13 protein-coding genes are annotated in these 19,082 nt (G+C 43.7%); 9 read left to right on the top strand and 4 right to left on the bottom strand.

The genetic code is table 11. The features are described 5' to 3' along the window. Positions 1 to 8 precede the first annotated feature (8 nt). From FLA_RS25685 to FLA_RS25670, 4 genes are all read left to right on the top strand, one after another. Entirely contained in the window at positions 9 to 1,592 is a 1,584-nt protein-coding gene (locus tag FLA_RS25685; RefSeq protein WP_076375726.1) for a DHA2 family efflux MFS transporter permease subunit, read from the top strand. Between the two features lie 12 nt (positions 1,593 to 1,604). Beyond that, positions 1,605 to 2,423 (top strand): universal stress protein, encoded by an 819-nt coding sequence (locus FLA_RS25680; RefSeq protein ID WP_159445058.1) that lies wholly within the window; start codon positions 1,605 to 1,607, stop codon positions 2,421 to 2,423. Positions 2,424 to 2,917: 494 nt separating this feature from the next. Further along, positions 2,918 to 6,145 (top strand): SusC/RagA family TonB-linked outer membrane protein, encoded by a 3,228-nt coding sequence (locus tag FLA_RS25675; protein ID WP_231940329.1) that lies wholly within the window; start codon positions 2,918 to 2,920, stop codon positions 6,143 to 6,145. Positions 6,146 to 6,167: 22 nt separating this feature from the next. After that, positions 6,168 to 7,709, top strand: a complete 1,542-nt coding sequence (locus FLA_RS25670; RefSeq protein WP_076375722.1) for a RagB/SusD family nutrient uptake outer membrane protein — start codon at positions 6,168 to 6,170, stop codon at positions 7,707 to 7,709. Positions 7,710 to 7,771: 62 nt separating this feature from the next. On the opposite strand, the gene FLA_RS25665 is transcribed toward FLA_RS25670, so the two are convergent. The 4 genes from FLA_RS25665 to FLA_RS25650 form a co-directional block, all read right to left on the bottom strand. Next, the gene (locus FLA_RS25665; RefSeq protein ID WP_076375720.1) at positions 7,772 to 9,301 is read right to left on the bottom strand and encodes a peptide MFS transporter; all 1,530 of its coding nucleotides are present in this window, start codon (positions 9,299 to 9,301) and stop codon (positions 7,772 to 7,774) included. A 9-nt stretch (positions 9,302 to 9,310) separates the two neighbouring features. Continuing rightward, positions 9,311 to 10,204, bottom strand: coding sequence for a glycoside hydrolase (locus FLA_RS25660; protein WP_076375718.1), 894 nt, complete (start codon positions 10,202 to 10,204; stop codon positions 9,311 to 9,313). 146 nt (positions 10,205 to 10,350) lie between these two features. Beyond that, positions 10,351 to 12,363, bottom strand: a complete 2,013-nt coding sequence (locus FLA_RS25655; RefSeq protein WP_231940328.1) for an OPT family oligopeptide transporter — start codon at positions 12,361 to 12,363, stop codon at positions 10,351 to 10,353. Between the two features lie 132 nt (positions 12,364 to 12,495). Beyond that, on the bottom strand, positions 12,496 to 14,184 hold the full coding sequence (locus tag FLA_RS25650; protein ID WP_076375714.1) for a peptide MFS transporter: 1,689 nt from the start codon (positions 14,182 to 14,184) through the stop codon (positions 12,496 to 12,498). 84 nt (positions 14,185 to 14,268) lie between these two features. Here FLA_RS25650 and FLA_RS31275 point away from each other — a divergent pair, with 84 nt between their 5' ends. From FLA_RS31275 to mreC, 5 genes are all read left to right on the top strand, one after another. Further along, entirely contained in the window at positions 14,269 to 14,448 is a 180-nt protein-coding gene (locus FLA_RS31275) for a hypothetical protein (RefSeq protein WP_144263958.1), read from the top strand. Positions 14,449 to 14,478: 30 nt separating this feature from the next. Beyond that, the gene (purD, locus tag FLA_RS25645) at positions 14,479 to 15,759 is read left to right on the top strand and encodes a phosphoribosylamine--glycine ligase (RefSeq protein ID WP_076375712.1); all 1,281 of its coding nucleotides are present in this window, start codon (positions 14,479 to 14,481) and stop codon (positions 15,757 to 15,759) included. A gap of 91 nt (positions 15,760 to 15,850) precedes the next feature. Then, entirely contained in the window at positions 15,851 to 17,125 is a 1,275-nt protein-coding gene (locus FLA_RS25640; protein WP_144263957.1) for a hypothetical protein, read from the top strand. Between the two features lie 68 nt (positions 17,126 to 17,193). Beyond that, positions 17,194 to 18,219 (top strand): rod shape-determining protein, encoded by a 1,026-nt coding sequence (locus tag FLA_RS25635; protein WP_076375708.1) that lies wholly within the window; start codon positions 17,194 to 17,196, stop codon positions 18,217 to 18,219. A 13-nt stretch (positions 18,220 to 18,232) separates the two neighbouring features. After that, positions 18,233 to 19,078 (top strand): rod shape-determining protein MreC, encoded by an 846-nt coding sequence (gene mreC / locus FLA_RS25630; protein ID WP_076375706.1) that lies wholly within the window; start codon positions 18,233 to 18,235, stop codon positions 19,076 to 19,078. The last annotated feature ends 4 nt before the right edge of the window (positions 19,079 to 19,082 follow it).

The raw sequence follows: 19,082 nt of genomic DNA, 5'->3' as shown, positions 1-19,082 counted from the left end.
AAAAAATTATGTTAGAACAAAATTCGCTGGTAGAGTATGGAGCCAGGCGCGTGATTATTACTATCACGGCTGTGTTTTGTGCGCTGCTGGAAATAATAGATACCACCATTGTTAACGTGGCCCTCAACGATATGAAGGGAAGCCTGGGGGCTACCCTTAACGAAGTGAGTTGGGTGGTTACTGCCTATGCCATTGCCAACGTAATTATTGTACCTATGACCAGCTGGTTATCGCAACAGTTTGGCCGTACCAATTACTTTGCTGCATCAGTGATACTGTTTACCGTGAGTTCGTTTTTGTGCGGTAATTCCAGTACTATGTCAGAGCTGATCATCTTCCGCTTTTTACAGGGCTTAGGTGGTGGTGCGTTGCTGGTAACTTCTCAAACTATTATAACAGAGATATACCCGGTAGAAAAGCGTCCGATGGCGCAGGCCATTTATACGTTGGGTATTATCGTGGGGCCTACATTAGGCCCGCCATTAGGTGGTTATATTATTGACCACTATTCGTGGCCGCTTATATTTTATATCAACATACCGGTAGGTATTATTGCTACCCTGTTAACGCTGATGTATGTAAAAAGTCCTAAGTATGCCGAGAAGCGCAAAGCAAGTGAGGTAGATTGGTTGGGAATAGGGTTGCTGATGGCTACGGTAGGTTCGTTACAGTACGTATTGGAAAAGGGACAGGAAGAAGATTGGTTTAGCAACACGGGTATAGTAGTGTTAACAGTTACAGCCATTTTAGGCGGGTTTTTCTTTATCTGGCGCGAGCTGGTATTTAAATATCCTGTAGTAGAATTACGGGTATTAAAGAATACCAATCTGCGGATAGGGGTAATACTCTCCTTTATCATGGGCTTTGGTTTGTATGGCTCTACATTCGTAGTTCCTTTGTACACACAGTCGATACTGGGGTGGACGGCGTTTCAGTCCGGTATGCTAATGGTGCCCAGTACGTTAGTAGTCGCCTTTATGATGCCTATCGTAGGGCAGATGATTCAGAAAGGGGTATCGCAAAAGGGATTGATTGCATTGGGCTTGTTCATCTTTTTCCTGTATTGTTTCTTCACCCATGGTATTATGACGCCGGCCACCGGTGGTGATAATTTCTTTTGGGTGCTGATGCTAAGAGGATTGGGTCTGGGTTTTTTGGCGGTACCTGTATCTGTAATGTCACTTTCTACATTAAAAGGGCAGCAGATAGGACAGGGTGCTGCTTTCTCCGGCATGATGCGTCAGTTAGGCGGATCGTTTGGTGTGGCTATGATATCTACCTATATCTCCCGGCAGAACATGAAGCACCGGAGCGACCTGGTAAGTAAGTTAAATATTTACGATCCCAATGTACAAAACAGGTTACAGGCATTAAAGGCTGGTATGATAGCTAAAGGCAAAGCACCTAACATCGCTGAAAAAACGGCGCTGCAAATGATAGATGGTTCTATTAGTGTACAAAGTACCATCCTGTCTTACATGGATGTGTTCATTGGAATTGGTATTATGTTCCTGATAACAGTTCCGTTAGTCATCATATTTGTAAAGAGATCTAAAAACAAAGTGAGCCTGGCAGATGCCGGCGGACATTAAAAGTAAATGGCTATGTCAACCATTATAGTGGTAACTAACTTTTCAGCCTCTTCGCAAAACGCCCTGGACTACGTATGTGCCTATAAGCACAAACAACCCGCCCGTATTATCCTGTTGCGCGTGCTGTCGTTCTCTGCCGGTTTTGCCGGTGATGGCGTAAGCATGGCTGCTATCAGCGATGTAACAGTTATGGATGAAGGGCTGCTGGAAGCAGAGAAACAACGCATACTGTCTATTTATCCGGATGCGCACCTGGAAACACGCCTGGTAACAGGGCAGTTTATAGAAGCATTGCAGGATGAAGTGGATGAAGAAGGCGCCAACCTGGTAGCCATGGGCACAGAAGGCGATTATAATGATGTAATGTCGTGGGACAATCATATCCTGGATGCGTTCATTGACTTATCGGTACCTGTGTTGATGGTTCCGGCTACATTACGTTTCTCGGCTATCAAACAAATAGCATTTGCCTGCAACTACAAGCGGGAAGATTTATACGGTCCTGTGCAAACGCTGCGTCGCTTACTTACCTATACCCAGGCCCGTTTGCATTTTGTGCATGTAGGCGCCACTTTAACCGAAGAGGAGTTAATGTGGAAAGGTAAATGGCAGAAAGAACTGGCTGGTATGAATGTGGTGTTTGAAGAGCTGGAAGCCAAACATGTAGTAGCCGAACTGGATAGCTTTAGTAACAACAATGCTATTGATTTGCTGGCCATACGTCCGCATCGTGCGGGCATTTGGGATAGCATTTTCAGTAAAAGCAATACAAGAGACATTTCGCATTTAAACAGTATAGCTGTGCTGGCCCTTAGAGGTGGTGGAATATAACAGACAGGCAATAAGAATCACTGGAAAGTAGCACACGCCAGGGCAGCTGTAAAGGCTGCCCTGGTTTTTTATTTAATATGTATGTGCGTGTACTGCTACTTTTTAAGTAACATTTAATCGTGCCCGGCTGCTATACGGACCACAAAAGAAACACACCCAGCTGCCAGGCATATCATCCATACAATGCTTAGCCCACCTACACTTGGAAGTATTTCATTTCCCGGAGAAGCTACCGTAAAAAGTATGATAATAACGGTGTATAAGGCGCTTCCTCTCATATTTTCTGTTTTAAATACTGCTTAAAAAACTGTTCCCTTGATCCTATGTATAAGGGAGAGCCGTTAGTTTTATAGCGTAAAAGCGTCAGTTAATCAATGTGTTTGACTTGTTTGGTCGGTTTTGACAAGGAGATAACAATCTCGTACAGGACAGTTCAGGACACTCGCGAATTCTTTGACGTATATCTTAGCTTTTTCTAAACAATTATTTGCTATATGAACCAACTGCATGGTTTAAAAGGCTGCATCCTTGCAGGGATGTTCCTTTGTCTGATCCAATTCCTGCCTGGAGGCTTTACACAAGCCCAGGATTCCACCTCTCAAAAGAAAGTGATAACGGTTACCGGAAAGGTAAATGACGAAACTGGTAAACCTTTGCCTGGTATATCTATCCAGGTGAAAGACGGTTCGTCTGTTGGGGTAACAAAAGAGGATGGTAGCTTTCGCGTATCTGTTGCGGCTGATGCAACGCTGGTGTTTTCCTATGTTGGTTACAACAACCTGGAGCAGCCGGTAGAAGGAAAAACCAATTTGACTGTAACGCTTCAAACTGCTGTAAAAGCATTGAATGATGTGATTGTGGTGGGGTACGGTTCACAAAAGAAAAAGGATTTAACCGGTGCGGTAGCCACATTTGATACCAAAACCCTGGAAGAAAAGCCTATTGCCCGTATTGATCAGGCTATGATTGGCCAGATGGCGGGCGTACAGGTGAAACAGCAAACGGGTATGCCTGGTGCAGGTTTAAGCATCCAGGTGCGTGGTGCAGGTTCGGTAAGTGCGGGCAACGAGCCTTTATATGTAATTGACGGTTTTCCGTTGGATGTGGCCAGTCAGAACTCTGCTGGTGGCTTTACCGGTAACCCGTTAAACAACCTTAACCCCAGCGATATCGAAAGCATTCAGGTATTGAAAGATGCGGCTGCGGGTGCTATTTATGGTTCAAGGGCTGCCAATGGTGTGGTTATTATCACTACCAAAAAAGGTAAAATAGGTAAAAGCAGGTTATCTGTAAATGCTTATACCGGTATGAGCCAGGTGGCCAAGAAACTGGATGTGTTAAGTGCACAGGAGTGGATTGATCAGGATACTGAACTTACTAACTACAAATGGGTAAGATCTGGTACGGGACGTACTGCCGATCAAACCAATGCAGAGAGAAGAGCAATATTAGGGTTAGCGGCTAACGCTTATAACCCGCTATATATGACAGATGACAGGTGGACACAGCCCGGGCATCCTGGTCTTACTTATGTAGACTGGCAGAAAGAAGCTTTTCGTAAAGCATTATTTCAGAATTACGAAGTTTCAGGAAGCGGTGGTAACGAATATGCACGCTATTTTGTTTCTGGTAACTTCTTAAACCAGGATGGTACTTTAATAAATTCTGGCTACAAAAACTATTCAACCAGGGCTAACGTAGAAATTACTGCCAGCAAAAAGCTTAAACTGGGGATTAACCTGGCTCCTTCTTATTCTGAAACAAAAAGTCCTGGTGCAGAAGGTAAAGATAACCAACTGATGAAGCTGTATAACATGACGCCAATTGTTGAAGATACAGCCGGATTGTTAACAGGTGCAGGTAAAAATAACGTGTATACGTTTGCTACCTCCAGCGTAAGCCCGGTAGCTTATTTACAAAACACTACCAATCTTACCAAAACCACCCGTATCTTATTCAGCATCTATGGTGAGTATCAGATTATGAATGGTCTGGCATTCAAAACCACTTTCAACTACGATGATAACAACATGAACAGGAAAACATACACTCCTGATTATGTTGCCGGTAACATCACTAACTATTTAACATCCCCTGGCAAATCTTCTTCTGCGGGATATAATGGCTTTAAAAAGCAAAATATTGTTAGTGAAAACACACTTACCTATAATACTTCTTTTGCCGATAAGCATAATTTGAATGTTATCGGAGGTATGTCTTATGGATATGTGCACTACGAATCATTTACTTTAAGTTCTTCCGGCGGTTTAAATAATAATATTGTCCAAACCCTCAATAACGCCGCTACTGTTACAGGTAATACTTCTGAGTCAAACAGTGCAATGGTGTCTTATTATTCAAGGGTACAATATAACTACGATGGTAAATATCTGGTTTCAGCTACTGTTCGTAAAGATGCCTCTTCCCGTTTTGGTAGTGACAGCCGTTGGGGTACTTTCCCTTCTGCCTCTATCGGTTGGCGTATTTCGCAGGAATCATTTATGAAAAATGTGAATTTTGTAAACGATTTAAAACTGCGGGCAAGCTGGGGTAAATCTGGTAACAATAACATTGGCGACTACTCAGCAGTTCCTACTTTAAGCAGTACATATTATAGCTTTGGTGGCACAGTGGCTCCTGGTCAGGCTCCTGCAAGTATTCCTAACCCTGCCCTGGCATGGGAAACTTCTAATACCTACGACTTAGGTGTGGATGCGGCTTTATTGAACAACCGCATTAACATTACTGTTGATGCTTACCTGAAAAAGAATACTAATTTATTGTTGAACGTTCCGGTTCCTGGTGCAAGTGGTTTTACTTCTTTGTTACGTAATATCGGTGCGGTAGAAAATAAAGGTCTGGAGATTGGTATTAACACGAATAATCTGAAAAATACATCTGTTGTTCAGTGGACTACTCAAGCCAACATAGCATTTAACACCAACCATATTACAGCTTTAGGTCCTGATGGTGCAGCTATCAACGTCTCTTCCGGTTATAGCGGTAACCCTCCTTTCCTGTTGAAAAAAGGAGTGCCTATGTTTAGCTATTACCTGATTCAAACCGATGGCATTTTAACTGCCAAGGACATTGCAGATCCTAACGTAGCCAAACTGGCAGGACAGGAAGTAGGTGATACCAAATATGTGGATGCCAAGAAAGATGGTGTAATTGATGCCAATGACCGCGTTGTTGCCGGCAGACCTACTCCTAAATATACCTGGGGACTTACCAATACCCTGAAATACAAAAACTGGGATTTAAGTATACAGGCGTATGGTCAGCAAGGCGGTTCTGTTATGTCATGGTTAGGACGTGCTATTGATAACCCGGCCAATGGCAGAAACACTACATTAGGTGTATGGCGCGACAGATGGACTGAGAAGAATCAAAACTATAGTGCACCAAGAGGTAAAATAGGAACTAACTATACTATTCCTTATTTTACTACAGACTGGTTATATAAAACAGACTTTATAAGAATTCAAAACATTACATTGGGTTACAACTTAAAGAATGCTTTGAAAACAAGCGTGTTCTCTGCTGCCCGCGTATATGCTTCTGCTCAGAACTTTTTTGGACATGATAAATATAAGGGAGGTGTAAACCCCGAAGCGCAAAACACTAACACCAGTGGTAACGGTAGCTACCCGCTTCCGGGCGACTATGGTGCAATGCCTTTAAGCAAAACCATTACGCTGGGTGTAAACCTTACTTTTTAATTGAACCTGAAGTACACAAGTCATGAAAAAGATTATCAACATATCATTATGCGCAGCTTTGCTTGCTTTTGGCGCATGTAATAAAAAACTGGACCAGTCACCTGTTTCCAGTGTAACTACCGGAAACTATTACGCTAATGCCAATGATTTCCTTAGTGGTGTAAACAGTGTATATTCTAACTTAAACGCCTATCCTGATTACCAGTTATGGATGGGAGAGATGCGCTCGGATAATATAAGTGCTACTTCTGATGGTAACAGGGATTGGCAGGGTATCAATAATTTTTCACCTAACCTTACTACTACTGCGTTTATTGTAGGAGCATATAATAATGATTTTAACGGTATTTATAATGCTAACACGGTATTGAATGCTATTGCGGCTAAAGGTGCTAACATTGGTGATACCTCTTTACGTAATAGGTTTACAGCTGAGTGCCGGTTTTTAAGAGCTCTGTATTATTTTGATCTGCTTCGCTTTTACGGAAAACTACCTATTGTAGATTCTGCTACTACTTATACGGAAGCATTGAACATAGGAAGAAGCCCTGTAGCTGATGTATATAACTTAATCATTGGCGACCTGAACTATGCCGTAAGCAAGCTGCCTGCAACTTACACAGGAACCAATGTGGGCCGCGCTACTGTAGGTGCAGCTAAAACATTATTAGGCCTGGTATACTTAACCCGTTCGGGCCCAACCTACTCGGGTGTAGAAGGTCCAACCCTGGCCAGCGGTGAATATGACAAGGCTTTAGCTTTATTCAACGAGGTAATAGGTAGTGGTACTTATTCTTTCCTGCCGAGCTATCCTAATATCTTCTCTTATACCAATGAAAATAACAAGGAGGTGATTTTTGATGTACAATATGTAAGTGGCTACTCTACCAGCAGCACTACTTATGGTGGCGATTTTCCCAGCATGCTGGTGCCTCCTGCTTATTTCACTGGTTTAGGGTTAAGCGGTTATGGTAACGGTTATGGTACTTGTACTTTTAACATCCCTTACGATCTTACAGCTTCTTATAAAGCTTCCGGTGTTACCGATACAAGGGATACATTTAATATTCAGCGTCAATTTAAAGCGGCTACTACCGATGTAGTGTTCGATACTACCCGTCCGTTCATTAAAAAGTATATCAACATTTCTAAAATAGGAGCACGTTATACGGATTGGCCGATCAACTTTGTTGTAATGCGCTATACCGATGTGCTGATGATGAAGGCTGAGTGTATTTTACATGGCGCGGCCGGCACACAGGCTACGGTTGATTCTATTGTAAATGCGGTAAGGGCAAGAGCTGGCATCACAACACCTCTTTCCAATGTAACACTGGCGCAACTGATGGAAGAAAGAAGAAGAGAGTTTTTAGGAGAAGGACTCCGCTGGAATGACTTGGTAAGAGAAGGTATGGCAGTAACTACCATGAATGCATGGAGAACCAGCCAGGGACTTACGGGTAGTATTAATGAAGTAGTGCCTAACTATGTTATCTATCCTATTCCTCAAGCAGAGATATTGGTGAAATCTGGCTTGTATACACAAAATCCGGGTTACAATTAGTAGCACACACACAATCAAGTCAATATTAAAAAAGGCTTCCGGTTTTGTACCGGAAGCCTTTTTTATTGTTCACGCAGGTATTTGCGGATAAAGAAAGAGAGCAGTAATAAGGCTGTTCCGGCAATTAAACCGGTAAAAAACAGGAAACGGAATAATGCGGAATAAGCAAGAAGTGAACCGTGGATATCTGTTGCAATACCGCCAGTAGTATTTACACTGGCTATGTTAGCCAGTATGGAGGCAATGAATTCAGAGCCCGCTGTGGCCAAAAACCATGTACCCAACATAAAACCCACTATTTTAGGAACAGCCAGGCGTGTAACAGCAGAAAGGCCTACAGGAGAAATACATAACTCGCCACAGGTATGCAAAAAATAAGCGGCTACCAACCATAGCGGGCCAACCTGCCCCGCATGGCTTGCATAATGAATACCTAGTACCAGCGCGCCAAAACCTGTTCCTGCGAATATAATACCCATCCCAAACTTTATTGCGGCATTGGGTTCCCGCTTCTTTTTAATCAGCCACATCCATATTACTGCAAACAAGGGCGCCAGTAATACAATGAAAAAGCCGCTGAGGGATAAAAATTGCGATGCCTTTATCTCACCCCAGGCTGTATGCCTATTCACTACCCTGTCGGTGAACAGGTTCATAGAACTATAGCTTTGTTCAAATAATGCCCAAAATATAACGGAGAATAATATTAGCACCAGCAAAGAAGCCATCTGGCCTTTTTCCTGTGCATTGCATTGACGAATGATAAACCATAAAAGAAAAAGAACCACCACTAAAGCAGTTGTTGCCAGTAAACCACCCACTACCGCATGATACTGTACCAGTTGCCAGCAAACAAAAACACCTGTTGCTGAGCATAAGTATACCATCCATTCTTTACTGATGCCTGCAAAGGTTTTTTCACGTAGCAAAGCCGGGTTGGCGGGTTCTGCTTTGTTTTCTAAATGCTTTTTGCCCCATATAAACGTAATTAGCCCCAATAACATGCCTATGCCTGCTACTCCAAATCCATAGCGCCAGCCATATGTTTCACCTAGCCAGCCACATACCAATGTAGAGGAGAATGAACCAAGGTTAATGCCCATATAAAAAATGGTAAAGCCGGCATCACGGCGGGCATCGCCTTTTTCATACAGGCGGCCGGTAATAGCCGAAATATTGGGTTTTAAAAAGCCTACGCCCATAATGATTAACCCCATGGAAAAGTAAAAGGCTTGTATGGCCTGCTTGTCCTGCACCAGTTGCCCCGCTGCATTGTAATAAGCTTGTGTGCCTTCCATGGCCATACCTAAATGGCCCAGCACCAGTAATATAGCGCCAAAGGTTACTGCCTTGCGGTACCCCAGGTATTTATCTGCTATCAATCCGCCCAATATGGGTAAGGCATATACCAGTGTGGCATAGTTGCCTACAATTTGATTACCTGCTGTGTCGGAAAAGAAATGATACTTGGTTAAATAAAATATCAGCAATGCCTTCATACCGTAGAATGAAAAGCGCTCCCACATTTCAGTAAAAAAAAGAATAAATAATCCGCGGGGATGGCCCAGCAGCTGGTTAGTTTTGGTTTGCATAGTATTGAGTTATTTGCGTCTGGCCGGGTAAGGGATATTTTTACCATAATACACATCGCCTGGTACATGATGTCCTGCATATACACTTTCCAGTATGGCATACAAAGCGGGGTCGTAGCTTTTTAAATCGTCGGGTGTTTGTATGCGGGTGGTGTTATCGTAAAATTCATAATTGCTCCAGAACCACCATTGCGAACCTTCGGCCCAATATTCGGCAATGGTATTAATAGCATATTGGCCTTTGTATAATCCTTTTGCTAAAGCAGCTGCATAAGCAGCTTCAATGGCCCTGTTAAAAGCAGTGTCAAATGTTTGCAAAGCACCCATAATGTTATGACTGAACTCATGCACAGTAATATTCTCTCCATAATACCGGGTGCCAGGTATACCCAACAGGTTTTCTTCGGCACAGGAAGTTTGAATGCCGCCCATGCCACGTGCACGCTGGTTCCAGTATTGCTTGTCGGTCATGGAAGCAATGCCGCCGGGTTTATTGTAGTTATCACGTTCGCCAGGTGTTAAGCGTACATCGTCAATAGTTGGTTTTTTCCAATCCCTGCATTCTGGTAAATCTGTCTGCATTTCCGATTTGCCAATGATGCTCAGGCGCGCGTTTCCGGCAATCAGCACTTTTCTTACATCGGGCCTTTTCAATAACATATAATTGATAATGTCCCGGCCTACCAGCAAGGCTGCATCGGATACATTGCGTGATGATACTACCGGGATGCCATAAGCATCGGTGTACCTGGCGTAAAAAGTATCCAGGTGAAGACTGTCTGGCGGAACAGTGATAATGTATTGCTCAAATGTGCTGATAAGAGGTGGGTTGCCCGGGGGCTTTTGTGCATGGACAGAAATAATGCCTGCGCACAGGCAGCATGCTGATAATATTTTTTTCATACTCGAATACCTTAATAGCTATAAATGTATCTATTGCCGGGGTGAGGGAATGCGCCGCGATTAGCTTATCCTTATCGGAAATTAACTAAAGAGGGCGTATCCGCTTTATGGAATACGCCCTCTTTAGTTAATTATGATCGTTTTAATTATACTATATGTTCATCCTTTTTCATGGCTATCCGGTATAAAACAAAGGCCATTACCAGGAATAATAAAAAGCCAAGGACTGCATAGCCCTGCACACCCAACATATTGGTAAAGAAATGTTCGGTGCTAAGATGGGACAGGAATTCGCTGGCTTTTTCATTAGCGGTAAGAAATGCAATCAGTACCCCGGCAATAGCGCCACCTGCTACCAGGCCGGTAGCAAACAGGTTGCCTTTGCCAAGGTCTTCTTCACCTGCTTCTGTAGCCACAACCTCGCCCTTTTTCTTTTTGCGCCAGTCTACAATACCGCGTACTGCACCACCTACAAAAATAGGAAGGGTGGTACTTAGCGGAAGGTATACACCCACTGCAAAGCTCAGTGCCTGTATGCCGCACAATTCCATTACTATGGCAATAGCTGCGCCGGCCAATACAAACTGCCAATCAAGGTTAAACGACAAAATGCCTTTTACCAGTGTGGCCATCAGGGTGCCTTGCGGTGCGGGGAAGGCATCTGAACCAATGGCATGGTGTATGCCTTTGGCCAGCATGGCTTGTGAAGGCGTATCCAGTATTTTAATAGTAAAACCAATAGCAATAGAAGAAACAATAGCACCCGCAAACAGGGCTATCTGCTGGTATTTGGGCGTTGCGCCTACTATATAACCGGTTTTTAAATCCTGTGAAGTGGCTCCGGCATTGGCTGCGGCTATACAAATCATACCACCTACTACCAGGGCAAGCGGCTCAAATACTTTACCGGTCCAGCCTACTGCAATAAACACCAGGCAGGTGCCCATAATAGTGGCAATGGTCATACCACTGATAGGGTTATTGCTGCTGCCGATAAGGCCAACTATGCGGGAAGATACGGTAACGAAGAAAGCGCCAAACACCACTACCAGTATGCCAATGACCAGCTTACTAATGAGGGTATCGCCAGGTATTTGAGGTAATACGGCCATTAATGCAATCAATACCAGGCTGCCAATACCTACAATACGAATATCCAAGTCGCGTTCTGTTCTGATAGTGGTAGCTGCGTTGCCTTTATCCTGTTTAATAGAACCAATGCTGCCTTTAAAAGAAGAAACAATGGTGGGCAATGTTTTAAACAGGGTAATAAAACCACCTGCTGCTACTGCACCGGCACCTATCTGGCGTACATAAGCACGGTAGATAGCGTCTGACCAATCGCCAAAAGAATGGGTAAGCGGGTTCCAGTCGCCTGGTCCGCCAGCTGTTTGCAGGTTGGATAAATAACCCAGCTTCACCAATTGTGCAGCAACGGTATCACCCGGCACCACGGTTGCCAGTAAAGGAATAAATACAAACCAGCTTAATACGCTACCTGCCACCAGGATACCGGATATGCGTAAGCCAATGATATAGCCTACACCCAGGTATTCGGGAGTTATTTCGCTGCTTAACCGGGCAGAAGGTAAAAACTTATTGGTTTGTGCAGTAATGAAAGAAGGCACGTCGGCAATTACACGCAATACCTTTTGAAAAAAAGCATAGATAAAAGCAAAGCCCAGGCCCATAAAGGCGGTTTGCGCCACATTGCCCCCTTTTTCACCGGCCTTTAATACGCTGGCGCAGGCAGTTCCTTCGGGATAAGGCAGGTTGCCATGCTCTTTTACTATAAGTGACCTGCGTAAGGGTATCATCATTAAAGTACCCAGTATGCCGCCGAATATGGCCAGCGTTAAAATAGTCATGTAGTTAAAAAAAGAGGCACTGGCCGGGTCGGTTAAAAACAAAAAGCCGGGCAGGGTAAACACTACACCCGATGCAATGCTTTCGCCTGCCGAGCCGCCTGTTTGTATAATGTTGTTTTCGAGAATAGTCGTTTTCAATAACCGGCGGCCCAGGGTGATGGCTATTACGGCAATGGGGATAGATGCCGAAACGGTAAGCCCGGCTTTTAACGCCAGGTATACGTTGGCTGCCCCGAATATGATACCGAAAAGGCAACCCATTACGATTGCCTTTACAGTAAGCTCTTTCATATTTGTTTCGGGTGAAACAAATGGCTGGAAGGTCTTTGGTTTATCCTGCATAATGTGTTTTGATATTTCTAAAAGTAGTAAAATAAAACAGGCGATGCAACTGCATCGCCTGTTTACTATGTCGTGAGACGCTTATTTAACGCCGTGCATCATTTTGCTTAGTTTGCCTGAAATAGCGAATAATAATACAGAAGCAACACCTGCCAGTATTACAAACACCATAAAGAACTCATACAGGTTATGGATAGTAAAACCTGCAAAGCTGGGATAAGTGGTAGCTATCTTTTCTTTGGTAAGTATAGCCAATTGCTGGGCTGTAGCGGTAATCTTACCGTCTAATACACCCTGCAGGTCAATGCCTTGTTTAGAAGCTGCTTCAAACTTATCTCCTGTAGGAGGCAGGATAGCACCCAGGGTACCAGCCAGTGCATAACCGGCAGCGTTACCAATAAACCATACACCCATTAATAAAGAAGAGAAACGTTTAGGTGCCAGTTTAGCTACCAGGGATAAACCGATAGGTGATAAACAAAGCTCGCCCAGGGTATGGAACAGGTACATAATAATTAACCAGATTACACCCACCTTGCCAGAGTTGCCGATGCTTTTTACCTGGAAGGCAATGATCAGGTAACCTATAGCCAACAGCATTAAACCGTAAGATTGTTTGGTGGTAGAACCGGGTTCCCTGTTTTTCTTTTGCAGGCTTAACCACAATGCACTGAAAGGAAGTGCAAAGGCTATTACGAAAATAGAGTTGGCATTTTGTACAAAAGAAGGAGGCATATTCCAGCCCAGTAAGTTCAGGTCAGTTTGTTTATCGGCAATGAAAGTAAGAGAAGAACCAGCCTGTTCAAAAGCACTCCAGAAGAAGATAACGAAGAATGCTACGGTATAAATAACCAGGATACGGTCTCTTTCTACTTTGGTGATAGATTTATCGGTCAGAATCAACACCGCAAGGCTAATACCTGCAGCGTAAATAAATGGATATACCCACGATTTAATCGGGTTAGGATCGATAGACAGAAAGTGAATGCCAAAGAACAGGGCAATCATTAAAAATACCACGCCCAGAATAGCTTTCTGGCTAAAGTGTGCTTTTTCTGCTTCGTCAGATTCTTCTACTGCTTTAACGGTGGTAAAATCTGGCTTGATGCCCACTGGGGTACCATCAGGTTTTACTACATATTTATTTTTCAGCATAAAGAACAGAATGGTGCCTAGCAGCATTGCTGCACCGGCAGCCAGGAATCCCCATTTGAATGCTTCTACCACACGTACTTCACCCACTTTTACGTCGCCCAGTACCGGACAAATGGTCATACCCAGCATAGCGCCTACGTTAATGCCCATGTAAAAAATAGTGAAAGCGGAATCCAGACGTGTATCTCCCTTTGGATACAACTGCCCCACCATAGAAGAAATGTTAGGCTTAAAGAAGCCGTTACCAATGATGATAACGAACAAGGCAGCCCACATTAAGCTGGTGGCTGTTCCCACACTACTGGAATACATACTGCCGCTGGCAAATAATAACAGCTGGCCCAGGGCCATAATAGTACCACCCAGTACAATACAGTTTCTGTTACCTAAAAAACGGTCGCTGATAAAACCACCGAGCATAGGAGTGAGGTAAGAAAGACCCAGAAAACCACCATAAATAATAGCAGCATCTTTGTCACTAAATGCAAGGGCGTTCACTAAAAAAAGGCTAAGTAAGGCGCGCATGCCGTAGAAGTTGAAGCGTTCCCACATTTCGGTGGTGAACAGAACGGCTAAACCTTTAGGATGCCCTTTTGAGGGCGCAGTTTGGTTCATAAAAGCATAATTTTTAATACAAATGGGAGTACTCTGCCCGTTAGGCGGCCGAAAATAATGTATAAAATTTAAAATCAGGTCAAAATGCTGCCGGGCGTTAGTAATGATCTGGGATACACGCCGATTTTAACAAAAAATGGAGCAGAAAAGGAAAAAATCGCCTGTTTGGCGGCATATATCCCGAAAAATGATAAAAAAGGGAGAGAAAAACGAGAAAAAGCAACTACAACTTATAATTCCTGCTTTCGACCGGCATTTAAATGATACTTTCGCCGCAGTTTCAATTTTACGTATATGAATATCCTGATTATAGGCTCCGGGGGCAGGGAACATGCGTTTGCCTGGAAATTGCAGCAAAGCACACTATGTGGTCAATTATTTATTGCACCGGGTAACGCCGGCACATCAGAACACGGCACCAATGTAAATATTGGCGTGAACGATTTTGAAGCGCAAAAGCAATTTTGCCTGGATAATAATATAGCGCTGGTGGTAGTTGGTCCTGAAGAGCCGTTGGTAAAAGGCATATACGATTTCTTTAAAAAAGACCCGGCTTTACAACATATTAAAGTATTTGGCCCATCGGCCGAAGGCGCGCAGCTGGAAGGCAGCAAAGCTTTTTCCAAAAAGTTTATGCAACGCCACAACGTTCCTACAGCGGCGTATGCTGAATTTACTGCTGATAACCTGGAAGAAGGTAAAGCATATCTGAAACAACACTCTTTACCTGTGGTATTAAAGGCAGATGGCCTGGCTGCCGGTAAAGGCGTGGTAATTGCCACCACACACGAAGAAGCGCTGGCTACTTTTGACGAAATGATTGTGCACAAGCAGTTTGGCGAAGCGTCGGCCAAAGTGGTAGTGGAAGAGTTTTTACAGGGGATAGAAGTAAGTGTGTTTGTGGTAACAGACGGTGCTGACTATAAAATAATAGGCCACGCCAAAGATTACAAGCGTATTGGCGAAGGCGATACTGGTTTAAACACCGGTGGTATGGGCTGTGTAAGTCCGGTGCCGTTTATGGATGCTGCTTTTATGCAAAAAGTAGAAGAGCGCATTATTAAACCCACTGTGCAGGGCCTGCATAAAGAAAACATTGACTACACCGGCTTTATTTTCTTTGGTTTAATGAATACGAATGGTGAGCCTTTTGTGATAGAGTACAACAGCCGTATGGGCGATCCGGAAACAGAAGTGGTGCTGCCCCGTTTAAAAAACGACCTGGTAGAACTGTTGCTGGCGGCGCATAACCATACTTTGCATAATATTAACATTGAGGCGGATGCCCGCAGTTGCAGTACTGTAGTGGCTGTTAGCGGCGGCTACCCCGGCGATTACGAAAAAGGCAAGCTTATTGTAATAGCCAACGATAAATTACCAGCCAATACCATTATCTTCCATGCAGGCACCAAACAAACTGCTGAAGGAGTGGTTACCAATGGCGGCCGCGTACTGGCAGTAAGTTCTTATAGCGATAGCATTGTACAGGCTGCTAACCAGTCGCGCAAAGCACTGGAGCAGGTACAATTTGAAGGAATGTTCTTTCGCAGGGATATTGGTTACGAATTTGAATAATGAAAAAGGCAGGAATAAGAAAAAAAGCATGCCCCTTAACAAAGGGTTGAAGCTCACTTTGTAACCTGCCAGGTATTTATATTTGTGTAATATGATGAAAACAGCTTACCTGGTTATTGCTTGTCTTTTTGGATTCTCTGTTTTTGCACAGGAAGGCGATTTTAAGCGCGACCTGGATAAAGCCAAGGAAGAGATGAAAAGAAACGGCGACGATGAACTGCCCGATTACAACAGGGCGGGACGTTTGCTGGAATCAGCTATATCTAAAAATGCCAACAGCGCAGAAGCCTGGTATTTTTACGGGTACGCTATTGACAAACTGAACTCGCAGGAAGGGGAAGGCATGATTAAAGTGCAGGTAGGGCTAACCACCAAGGCCAGCGAAGCTTTCGAAAAAGCTGTTACACTTAGCAATGACGTTTATACAGGTGAACTGATGCTGTTAGATCCGCATACCAAAATTTTAACGGTATGGGGTTCACAGGCCATCCGGTACGCTTATGATAATAAAAATGATTCAGCCGTTTGGAGCCTGGAACAGGCTGCCACGCGGGGCGGAATTGACCGCACGGTACTTACCTATTTCAGACAGGTGCTGGAAGAATGTGGCAAAGGCGCTTACTTATTTACCAATGGCGATTTGTACCTGTATTACCTGTACTACCTGCAAACGGTAGAAAAATACCGTACCGATGTTATTTGTGTGGATATAAACCTGCTAAACACACGCTGGTATCCCCGTTGGCTAGTGAAAAGAAGGCTGATTCCAACATCCTATTCGCCTGCCGATCTGGAAAAGCTGGACATTATGCGCTGGGATGTAAAACAGGTAAACATTCGCAACAACAACAGTAATATTGCGGATACGGGCATCAGCTGGAAATTGTGGCCTAGCTACGGTAAGAAGTATTTATTGCGTTCTGATAGAATTCTGCTGGACGTGCTACAGCAAAATGCCTTTACTAAAGAAGTGAATTTTCCGGGTGATGTGCCTAACACCATGTCTCTGTTTCTGGAAAAATATCTGAGGGTACAGGGGCTTACGAATAAACTATCAACAGATACAACAGAAATAAATATTTCTGTACTAATTTCAAGACTTAAGAAACTAAGGTACTTGTCTGCTACTTCAAGGGGGTATTTGAACAACAGGGATAATATCCAGGTATTGAATAACTACAGGTTTACTTATACAACAGCCGTCAGCATTGCATCACAGCAAAATAAAAACGCAGTGGCAGCAGAGCTGATGGAGTCAGTAGAACACAAATATCCCGAAACAGCATTGCCGTTTTTCGACCCTGGAACCAAAGAGTGGTTTGAAAGGTTTAGAAAAAAGGTAGAAGGAAATGCTAAAATGGAATAATATTTTCTGTGTTCGTTTATTTCAATCAATTTTGCAGGCATTAATCACACACGGAACACTTTTGAGCAATGGGAATGTTTAACTTTTTTACGCAAGAGATTGCTATGGATTTGGGGACTGCTAATACCCTGATCATACATAATGAAGAGATTGTGGTAAATGAGCCTTCTATTGTAGCGCTTAACCGGAATAATCCGAAAGAAGTGCTGGCAGTAGGGAAGAAGGCTTTGATGATGCACGAAAAGACCCATGAGAGTATCCGTACGGTTCGCCCTTTAAAAGACGGTGTAATTGCCGACTTTAACGCGGCCGAGCTGATGATACGGGAGATGATCAAAATGATCTATCCTAAAAAACCCTTATTTCCGCCCAGCTGGCGCATGATGATATGTATTCCTTCCAGCATTACCGAAGTAGAAAAGCGTGCAGTGCGTGATAGCGCAGAGCAGGCCGGAGCTAAAGAAGTATATCTGATACACGAGCCTATGGCAGCTGCCCTGGGTATTGGTATAGATGTGGAAGAACCCGTAGGTAACATGATTATTGATATTGGTGGTGGTACTACCGGTATTACGGTTATTGCGCTTGCAGGTATCGTGTGTGACCAGAGCATTCGTATTGCGGGGGATGAATTTACTTCAGACATTATGGAAGCGCTGCGTCGTTACCATAGCTTACTGATCGGTGAAAGAACAGCCGAACAAATCAAAATTCAGATTGGTGCGGCAATGAAAGACCTGGAGAATGCTCCGGACGATTTACCCGTAAACGGTCGTGACCTGGTAACCGGTATTCCTAAACAAATTATGGTAAGCTACCAGGAAGTAGCAGAAGCACTGGATAAAAGCATCTTTAAAATAGAAGAAGCTATTCTGAAGGCGCTGGAAACAACGCCGCCCGAACTGGCTGCCGATATTTACCGTCGTGGTTTATACTTAACAGGTGGTGGTGCTTTATTAAGAGGATTAGACAAACGTTTAAGCCAGAAAATTAAGTTACCGGTACATATTGCTGACGATCCATTAAAAAGCGTGGTACGTGGTACCGGAATTGCTTTGAAAAACTATCAGCGTTTTCCGTTTATCATGAGATAACCCCGTTTGCCGCATGCGCAACATCATACTGTTTATCAGGCGCTTTTTTATATTGGTAGTATTTTTTGTACTCCAGGGCATTTGCATAGCTATACTGGTGAAGTACAATAAAACCTACGAGGCTGTTTTTGCTAACTCTGCGCTGGAAGTAACCGGCAGGGTAGATAACCAGTACAATAAAGTGGAGTACTTCTTTCATTTAAAGGAAACCAACAAACAGCTGGCAGAAGAAAATGCCCGGCTGCGTAATATGCTGGCCAGTAATTATATTGGCCCCGAAACCAGCGTACTACACCAGTTGGACACTACTTTCAGAGATACGGTAGGCCGGGTACGCATGTTTACCTGGTTACCGGCCAAAGTAGTAAACAACTCTTTTGCAGAGGAAAACAACTATTTAACACTACAACGTGGCAGCAACCAGGGTGTAGTAAAGGATATGGCTGTAACCGGCCCGGATGGAATTGTGGGTAAAGTGGTAATGGTAAGTGGTAACTACTGCCGGGTAATGAGTTTATTGAACCGTAACAGTAAAGTAAGTGCTATGCTGAAAAAAGAACTGTACACGGGTGCGGTAGACTGGGACGGTGCAGATCCACGCTTTATCACTTTGCGCAATATTCCTAAAAGTGCCAAGGTGTTAAAAGGAGATACAGTTTTAACCAGTAATTTATCGGGTAACTATCCTCCCGGACTGGTAATTGGTACTATTGACCAGGTACAGGCAGAGCAGGCCAGTAACTTTTACACACTAAGAATAAAAACCGCTACAAACTTCTTCAATCTGCAATACGCATACCTGATACAAAACGAACAATGGCAGGAACAAAGGGCACTGGAGGCTCAAACTACTAAATAAGAGC

The organism is Filimonas lacunae (assembly GCF_002355595.1).
In the GTDB taxonomy this organism is placed as follows: Bacteria; Bacteroidota; Bacteroidia; order Chitinophagales; family Chitinophagaceae; genus Filimonas; species Filimonas lacunae.
This window is presented reverse-complemented; position numbering and strand designations above follow the sequence as displayed.